This window comes from Pseudomonas sp. HMWF006, from assembly GCF_003061205.1.
GTDB classification, from domain to species: Bacteria; Pseudomonadota; Gammaproteobacteria; order Pseudomonadales; family Pseudomonadaceae; genus Aquipseudomonas; species Aquipseudomonas monsensis.
Genome location: NZ_QAIU01000342.1, coordinates 1 through 4,356, shown reverse-complemented (window position 1 = coordinate 4,356; position 4,356 = coordinate 1). Strand labels below are relative to the sequence as shown.

At 59.1% G+C, this 4,356-nt stretch carries 6 protein-coding genes; 5 read left to right on the top strand and 1 reads right to left on the bottom strand.

The features are described 5' to 3' along the window. The 5 genes from DBR24_RS31285 to DBR24_RS14145 form a co-directional block, all read left to right on the top strand. Window positions 1–200 (top strand): hypothetical protein (locus DBR24_RS31285; protein WP_218278137.1); only part of this gene is annotated, 200 nt, incomplete at its 5' end. 26 nt (window positions 201–226) lie between these two features. Beyond that, on the top strand, window positions 227–631 hold the full coding sequence (locus DBR24_RS14155; RefSeq protein WP_123465922.1) for a MarR family winged helix-turn-helix transcriptional regulator: 405 nt from the start codon (window positions 227–229) through the stop codon (window positions 629–631). Between the two features lie 52 nt (window positions 632–683). Beyond that, complete coding sequence (locus tag DBR24_RS14150; protein WP_123465924.1) at window positions 684–1,892, top strand: MFS transporter; 1,209 nt, start codon at window positions 684–686, stop codon at window positions 1,890–1,892. Then, window positions 1,889–2,011, top strand: coding sequence for a hypothetical protein (locus tag DBR24_RS32160; protein WP_256591474.1), 123 nt, complete (start codon window positions 1,889–1,891; stop codon window positions 2,009–2,011). The genes DBR24_RS14150 and DBR24_RS32160 overlap by 4 nt, the downstream gene beginning before the upstream one ends. 54 nt (window positions 2,012–2,065) lie before the next feature. Continuing rightward, a complete protein-coding gene (locus DBR24_RS14145; protein ID WP_128615072.1) occupies window positions 2,066–2,626 on the top strand; it encodes a glutathione peroxidase in 561 nt (186 codons plus the stop codon). A 135-nt stretch (window positions 2,627–2,761) separates the two neighbouring features. Here the strand turns inward: DBR24_RS14145 and DBR24_RS14140 are convergent, their stop codons facing one another. Continuing rightward, a complete protein-coding gene (locus DBR24_RS14140) occupies window positions 2,762–4,033 on the bottom strand; it encodes an OmpP1/FadL family transporter (RefSeq protein ID WP_128615071.1) in 1,272 nt (423 codons plus the stop codon). Window positions 4,034–4,356: the final 323 nt, after the last annotated feature.

Sequence of the window (4,356 nt, the reverse complement as noted above, 5' to 3'; positions counted from 1 at the left end):
GATGGCGGTGCTGGTGGGGTTGGCGCTGGTTTGACCGGTTTATGGTGAATGTTATGGCCTCTTCGCTGGCAAGCCAGCGCCCTCAGGTATTGAGGGTGTTTACAGATTTTGTGACGACTTGCAAAAACTGTGGGACCAGCGATGGCGGTGGGGCAGACGCCACAAATCTTATTGATAAACTCATGTGTAACTTGATTTAACACAGTCGCGGGTATATACACGCATCATGCTTCCTTCTCAGTGTTTGTGCACCAACCTGCGTCGCGCCGCGCGTGGCGTCAGCAGGCATTACGACGGCGCCCTCGACGGCTTCGGGATCAACGTTGCCCAGTATTCTTTGCTGTGTAACCTGCAGCGTCTGGATCAGCCGAGCATCTCGGAACTGGCCGAAGCCATGGGTCTGGATCGCAGCACCCTGGGCCGCAATCTGCGGGTGCTGGAAGGCGACGGTCTGGTGGCGCTGGCCGAGGGCGAAGACATGCGCAACCGCATCGTCCGGCTCACCGAAACCGGCGCGCAACGTCTGGCCGCTGCACTGCCAGCCTGGGAAGCGGCGCAGCAACGGTTGATTGACCGTCTGGGTGCCGAGAAGCGTGAAACCTTGCTGAAATTGCTGGACGAACTGGCCTGATGCCGGTTTTTTCGGGTTCAAACGGGTATATACCCGCGACTGGAGAATAACAATGACAACGATGTGGCGTACGTGCGGTTGGGTGTTGCTGGGGAGTGCGCTGATTCTGGCGTTGTCATTGGGCGTGCGACACGGCTTCGGGTTGTTTCTGTCACCGATGAGCGCGCAGTTCGGCTGGGGGCGCGAAGTGTTTGCCTTCGCCATTGCCTTGCAGAATCTGATCTGGGGTCTGGCGCAGCCGTTTACCGGCGCGTTGGCCGATCGTTTCGGTGCGGCGAAAGTGGTGCTGATCGGCGGCGTGCTCTACGCCTTGGGCCTGGTATGCATGGGGTTGTCCGATTCGGCGTTGACCCTGTCCTTGAGTGCCGGTCTGTTGATCGGCATCGGTCTGTCCGGCACTTCGTTCTCGGTGATCCTCGGTGTGGTCGGCCGTGCCGTACCTCCGGAAAAACGCAGCATGGGCATGGGCATCGCCAGTGCGGCGGGGTCCTTTGGCCAGTTTGCCATGTTACCGGGCACGCTCGGCCTGATCGGCTGGCTCGGCTGGTCGGCGGCGTTGCTGGTACTCGGTCTGCTGGTGGCGCTGATCGTGCCGCTGGTGAGCATGCTCAAGGACAAGCCGCTGCCAGTGTCGGGGCATGAACAGACCCTGTCCGAAGCGTTGCGCGAAGCCTGTTCGCATTCCGGTTTCTGGCTGCTGGCGTTCGGGTTTTTCGTCTGCGGTTTTCAAGTGGTGTTCATTGGTGTGCACCTGCCGGCGTATCTGGTCGATCAACATTTGCCGGCCACCGTTGGCACGACTGTGCTGGCGCTGATCGGTCTGTTCAATATCTTCGGCACGTATACGGCCGGGTGGCTGGGCGGGCGCATGTCCAAGCCGCGTCTGCTCACCGCTCTGTATTTGTTGCGTGCGGTGGTGATCGTGCTGTTCCTCTGGCTGCCGGTGACGACCACCTCGGCCTATCTGTTCGGTATGGCCATGGGCTTCCTGTGGCTGTCGACCGTACCGTTGACCAACGGTACGGTGGCGACCTTGTTCGGTGTGCGCAATCTGTCCATGCTTGGCGGCATCGTGTTCCTGTTCCACCAGCTCGGCTCGTTTCTGGGCGGCTGGCTGGGCGGGGTGGTCTATGACCGTACCGGGAGTTATGACTTGATCTGGCAAGTGGCAATTCTTCTGAGCCTGTTGGCCGCCGCGTTGAACTGGCCGGTGCGCGAGCGACCTGTCGCGCGTCTGCAACCCCGTGCGCACGCCGCATGAGCCGACTCTGGCCGCGTTTCGTCTTCGCTGCCCTCGGCGCTGCTCTGCTGGCGTTGGTGTGGTGGGGCTGGCATCAGGGCGGCCTGGCCTTGATGCAGTTGGGCATGAGCATTTGCTAGAACGGGGCGTGGCGAGTAACGTCGAAGTCTGATGACTGCTTAAGGATGCTCGACATGCTGATGCGCTGGTGTGCTGTTCCCGCGTTGCTGATGGCGTTGACTGGCCTGGCCCAGGCCGCTGACTGTCCCGATCTGCTGCAAGGTTCGCTGCCCAAATTGCGGGCCAAGGAGTCCATCGACCTGTGCCGGCAGTACGCCGATAAACCGCTGGTGGTGATCAACACTGCCAGCTTCTGCGGTTTTGCCCCGCAGTTCGAAGGCCTGGAGGCGCTCAATCAGCGCTACAAGGCGCAAGGGCTGCAAATGCTCGGGGTTCCTTCAAATGACTTCAAGCAAGAGTCCAAGGACAGCGCAGAGACCGCCAAGGTCTGCTACGCCAACTACGGCGTGACCTTCGCCATGACCGAACCTCAAAAAGTCCGGGGGGATGACGCTACGCATCTGTTTCAGGTACTCGCTGCGCAGAGTAGCGCGCCGAAGTGGAACTTCTACAAATACGTGGTCGATCGCCAGGGCAAGGTGATCGCCAGTTTTTCAAGCCTGACCAAGCCGGATGATCCGGAGTTTATTGCGGCGATCGAAAAGGCCATCGCTTCGAAACCGCTGAAGCCCTGAAGCCCTGATGAGTTGAGTGTTTTGGTGGGAGCCTTGTGTATTTCAGCAGGAGTCTCAAGTCATTAAAAAAGCCCCGCCTCTGTACAAGAGAGCGGGGCTTTTTAGTGGGCGAGGGGTTAACCCCGCCCGGCAGCATCAGAAGCGGTAGGTCGCGCCGACACCGAAACCGTTTGCCGAGTTTTCATACTTGGCGTCGTAGGTCTGGCCACGTGCGTTTTCGTTGCGGATCTTGACCGACTCTTCCTTCAGGTACGAGTAAGCGACGTCGATGGTCAGGTCTTCGGTCGGGCTCCAGCCAGCGCCGATGCTGAAGATGGTCCGGTCACCCGTCGGGATGCGTGGCGAACGGTCGACGTTGTTGGTCGGCGACTGGTCGAAGGTCAGGCCGGTACGCAGTACCCATTCCTTGTTCAACTGGTACGACGTACCCACGGCGTAAGCCCAGGAATCGTGCCAGTTCTGGTCTTCGGTGATCTCGCCAAACTGACCGGCCAGCAGCGGTTGTACACCGGAGTTCTTGACGGTGATTTTTTCCAGCTGGCTCCAGCGGGTCCAGGTCGAACCGGCGTAGACGTTCCAGCGTTCGTTGATCGCCTGGGTGACCGAGAAGTCGATGGATTCAGGCGTGGTGATCTTCAGCGAAGCGTCGTACTTCTGGTTGGCGCCCAGGCCGACTGCGCCGAGCAGGCCATAGTTGACCTTGGTGTCGCCTTTGAGCTTGTAGTCGACTTTCGAGTGGTACGTCAGACCCAGGCGCGTGGTGTCGGTGGCTTGCACCAGTACGCCGACGTTGTAGCCCAGCGCGGTGTCGTCACCCTTGATCTTGACCTTGCCGTCCGGCGCAGCCTGAGTGATCGACAGGTTGGATTCCAGTGTGCCGTCGATGCGGTTGATGGTCGGACCGAAACCTACCGACACCACGTCGTTGAACTTGTAGCTGACAGTCGGCTGGAAGGTGATGACCTGTACTTCGGACTTGCTGCCGAAGTAGCGGCCGGCAAAGCCTTTTTCGTAGTCGGTAATCAGGCCGAACGGCACGTAAACGCCGAGGCCGAATGCCCAATGCTCATCAATCGGTTTGACGTAGAAGCCCATAGGTACAGAGGTGAAGGGCACCATGTCGCCTTTGTTGCTGCCACCGTTAGGGCTGGAGCTGGCGTCGCTGATATCGGTTTTGGCATCGAGGAATGCAACACCGCCCGTGACTTGTTCGCGCGTGAGGCGCGACATACCGGCAGGGTTGCCATAAACAGTGCTTGCGTCGTCGGCAGAAGAGGATCGCCCAGCGTAACCGGTGCCCATCCCGCTGATACTGTGTTCGTTGATGGCAAAGCCAGCTGCGAAGATCTGGGTGGATGCCATGGTAACGGCGAGGCTAAGGGTGGTTTTGAGCATGACTTTTTTCATTATTAGAACTCCTGGTGATCACCGGGGCGAAAATTACCAACATTTTCGTCCCAGCGCTATAGTCCGTATGCCTTGAGTTAGAGCGGTTTTGTAGGACAATCCGACCAAATTCGCTACCTGATGAGCGATCTTGCAAAGCGGACGGTTTAACAGGCGACCTGATTCAGCGGTGAAACACAGGTCTGCCAGGCGTAAGTGAAATCACGCAAACGTCCCTGCGGCTGAAAGGTCTGACGCCAGATGCGCGCCATTCCTAGCAAGTCGTTCGGGTCGGGGAGGGTGGGGTTTCGTTCTTCGACCAGCAGCCAGGCAATGGCAGTGGC

What these genes read in the sequence shown, in the direction of transcription:
- DBR24_RS14155 (WP_123465922.1), top strand. Translation starts at nt 227, where the DNA reads ATGCTTCCTTCTCAGTGTTTGTGCACCAACCTGCGTCGCGCCGCGCGT.
- DBR24_RS14150 (WP_123465924.1), top strand. Translation starts at nt 684, where the DNA reads ATGACAACGATGTGGCGTACGTGCGGTTGGGTGTTGCTGGGGAGTGCG.
- DBR24_RS32160 (WP_256591474.1), top strand. Translation starts at nt 1,889, where the DNA reads ATGAGCCGACTCTGGCCGCGTTTCGTCTTCGCTGCCCTCGGCGCTGCT.
- DBR24_RS14145 (WP_128615072.1), top strand. Translation starts at nt 2,066, where the DNA reads ATGCTGATGCGCTGGTGTGCTGTTCCCGCGTTGCTGATGGCGTTGACT.
- DBR24_RS14140 (WP_128615071.1), bottom strand. Translation starts at nt 4,033, where the DNA reads ATGAAAAAAGTCATGCTCAAAACCACCCTTAGCCTCGCCGTTACCATG.